General features: G+C 58.3%; 4 protein-coding genes and 3 tRNA genes. All 7 read left to right on the forward strand.

Annotated features, from left to right (window positions below; genetic code table 11):
* The first annotated feature begins 223 nt into the window (after positions 1 to 223).
* On the forward strand, positions 224 to 1,183 hold the full coding sequence (gene birA, locus ACIQYU_RS26385) for a bifunctional biotin--[acetyl-CoA-carboxylase] ligase/biotin operon repressor BirA (RefSeq protein WP_207832713.1): 960 nt from the start codon (positions 224 to 226) through the stop codon (positions 1,181 to 1,183).
* Entirely contained in the window at positions 1,173 to 1,922 is a 750-nt protein-coding gene (locus ACIQYU_RS26390; RefSeq protein ID WP_207832715.1) for a pantothenate kinase, read from the forward strand. The genes birA and ACIQYU_RS26390 overlap by 11 nt, the downstream gene beginning before the upstream one ends.
* A 7-nt stretch (positions 1,923 to 1,929) precedes the next feature.
* Positions 1,930 to 2,355, forward strand: a complete 426-nt coding sequence (locus ACIQYU_RS26395) for a hypothetical protein (RefSeq protein WP_207832717.1) — start codon at positions 1,930 to 1,932, stop codon at positions 2,353 to 2,355.
* Positions 2,356 to 2,507: 152 nt separating this feature from the next.
* Positions 2,508 to 2,591 (forward strand) — tRNA-Tyr (locus tag ACIQYU_RS26400).
* A 24-nt stretch (positions 2,592 to 2,615) separates the two neighbouring features.
* Positions 2,616 to 2,689: transfer RNA gene (locus tag ACIQYU_RS26405), tRNA-Gly, on the forward strand.
* A gap of 29 nt (positions 2,690 to 2,718) precedes the next feature.
* Positions 2,719 to 2,794: transfer RNA gene (locus tag ACIQYU_RS26410), tRNA-Thr, on the forward strand.
* Between the two features lie 78 nt (positions 2,795 to 2,872).
* Positions 2,873 to 3,018 (forward strand): GTP-binding protein (locus ACIQYU_RS26415; protein WP_232895364.1); only part of this gene is annotated, 146 nt, incomplete at its 3' end.

Raw genomic sequence — 3,018 nt, forward strand, 5'->3', positions numbered from 1 at the left:
GTCTTTGTGGCGCAAAAACTCCCGGGCATACGCGCCCCCTGTGGGAGCGGGTTCACCCGCGAACACCGGCAAAGCCGGTGCCATCCTCCGCGTCGTCTGCTTCGCCGCTAAAACAGCTCTCACAGATTCGGCGCGGGCCCTTCGCCCTGCTGGCAGGCCCTTTTCCTATGCAAGCCAACAGCCCATAGCTATCATGCCTGCCTTATTCCAAGTCGAGACTGGCATGCTGAAGTTGTTGAATCTCCTCAAGGATGGTCGGTTCCATTCCGGAGAAGCTCTGGGGGCAGCCCTCGGGGTGAGTCGCAGCGCCGTTTGGAAGCAGCTGCAGCACCTGGAGAGCGAGCTGAACCTCACCATTCACAAGGTTCGTGGGCGCGGCTACCAGCTGGCAGCGCCACTGGCTTTGCTCGATGCCCAGGCGATCGCCGGGTTTGCCGAAGGCGAGCAGTGGCCCGTTTTCATCCATGAAACCATCGATTCGACTAACGCCGAAGGCCTGCGGCTCGCCGGGGAAGGGCAGACCGCTCCATTTTTGGTCCTGGCCGAGCGCCAGAGCGCTGGCCGTGGTCGGCGCGGTCGGCAGTGGGTCAGCCCGTTTGCCGAAAACCTCTATTACAGCCTGGTACTCCGTGTGGATGGTGGCATGCGCCAGCTTGAGGGCTTGAGCCTGGTGGTGGGGTTGGCAGTAATGCGTACCCTGCAGGCGTTCGGGGTAAAGGATGTGGGGCTCAAATGGCCCAACGATGTCCTCGTTCGGGGGCAGAAGATCACCGGCATTCTCCTGGAGTTGGTGGGTGACCCGGCAGATGTCTGTCATGTGGTGCTGGGTATCGGCATCAATGTGAACATGCAGACCAACGATCAGGTCGACCAGGTGTGGACCTCGATGCGGCGTGAGGTGGGTGCGACAATCGACCGTAACCGGCTGGTAGCGTTACTCAGTCAGCAGCTGCAACACGAATTGGCACGGCATCGTCGCTACGGTTTTGCCGCATTCCAGGAAGAATGGGAGCAGGCGCATCTCTGGCAGGGCTGCAAGGTTTCTCTGGTTGCGGGTAGTACGCGCATTGATGGCGTGGTTCTTGGCGTCGACGGGCAGGGCGGCTTGCGCCTTGAGGTGGACGGGGTGGAAAAGAGCTTCAGTGGTGGTGAGCTCAGTTTGAGGTTGCGTGATGATTCTTGAGCTCGATTGCGGTAACAGCTTCATCAAGTGGCGGGTAATCCATGTTGCTGATGCGGCGATTGAAAGCGGTGGTATCGTCGATTCCGATCAGGCGCTGGTGGCCGAAGTGGCTGCACTGGCTTCGGTGCGTCTTACCGGCTGCCGCATTGTCAGTGTGCGCAGTGAGGAAGAAAACGACGCGCTTTGCGCGATGATTGCCCAGGCGTTTGCAGTGCAGGCCCGTGTGGCGCACCCGGCCCAGGAAATGGCAGGTGTGCGCAATGGCTATGACGACTACCAGCGCCTGGGCATGGACCGTTGGTTGGCGGCGCTGGGAGCATTTCACCTGGCCAAGGGCGCCTGCCTGGTGATTGATCTGGGGACCGCTGCAAAAGCGGATTTCGTTGCGGCGGACGGCGAGCACCTGGGTGGCTACATCTGCCCGGGTATGCCATTGATGCGTAGCCAGTTGCGTACCCACACCCGGCGTATCCGTTATGACGATGCCTCCGCCGAGCGTGCATTGGCCAGCCTTGCGCCAGGGCGCTCGACTGTCGAGGCCGTCGAGCGCGGTTGCGTGTTGATGCTCCAGGGTTTTGCGCGTACCCAGCTCGAGCAGGCACGTACGTTGTGGGGGGAGGATTTCACGGTATTCCTTACAGGTGGCGACGCGCCGCTGGTAAGGGAGGCCGTGCCGCAGGCGCGTGTCGTGCCTGACCTGGTTTTCGTAGGCCTGGCCATGGCCTGCCCATTGGATTGAGGTGCCTATGCGTTGGTTGTTTCTGCTGTTACTGGTGCTCAACGTCTTCTATTACGTGTGGCACCAGCAGGAAGCCCCGCTGAAGGTCAAGGAAGTCGCACCCTTGTCGCTGTACAAGGGGAGTCAGCAAGAGATTCGCCTGTTGCGTGAAACGGGTGTGTCGGCGCCACCCAAGCGCCGGGATGAGTGTCTGGTAGTGGGCGGTGTAACGGGGCAGGGCCAACTCGATGCACTGCGTCAGCGCCTGTTGAGCCTGGATATCGCCACGCTGCCGGTGGTAGGGCAGTTGCCTGGTGCAGATGGTCGTTGGCTCAAGGTTGCCCCGGAAAGCGAGCGTTTGCTGGACCAAACCGTCCTCGCGACTCTTTCCAACGATTTCAAAGACTTAAAACACAAAATTATTTTCTGCCAGGGTATTGCAACTGGCGAATAGCTTGATAGAATGGCGCCCGCTTCACAGGGAACACCACTCAGGTGGCAGAACTGGAAGCGGTGTCAAAGCAGCTAAGTTTCAGATTTGATTGAAAAAATTTGAAAAAACGCTTGACACTGGGGCGGCAGACAAATAGAATGCCGGCCACATCTGGAGGGATTCCCGAGCGGTCAAAGGGGACGGACTGTAAATCCGTTGCGAGAGCTTCGAAGGTTCGAATCCTTCTCCCTCCACCAGTTTTAGCGAGAGCCGCAAGCTCCGCGGGTATAGTTTAGTGGTAGAACCTCAGCCTTCCAAGCTGATGATGCGGGTTCGATTCCCGCTACCCGCTCCAAGTTTGCTGGATTTTGCACAAAGTGTTTCGCTCTTGTAGCTCAGTTGGTAGAGCACACCCTTGGTAAGGGTGAGGTCAGCGGTTCAAGTCCGCTCAAGAGCTCCATATAAACAAGGCAGATATGAAAATATCTGCCTTTGTTTTATCAGCGCAAGACTATTTCTTCTGCGGAGGATTGTATCGATGGCTAAGGAAAAGTTTGATCGTTCCCTTCCCCACGTTAACGTCGGCACTATCGGCCACGTTGACCACGGTAAGACCACTCTGACCGCAGCTCTGACTCGCGTCTGCTCCGAAGTTTTCGGTTCGGCAGTCGTTGAGTTCGACAA

Source organism: Pseudomonas sp. NPDC096925 (assembly GCF_044762545.1).
Lineage (GTDB): Bacteria > Pseudomonadota > Gammaproteobacteria > Pseudomonadales > Pseudomonadaceae > Aquipseudomonas.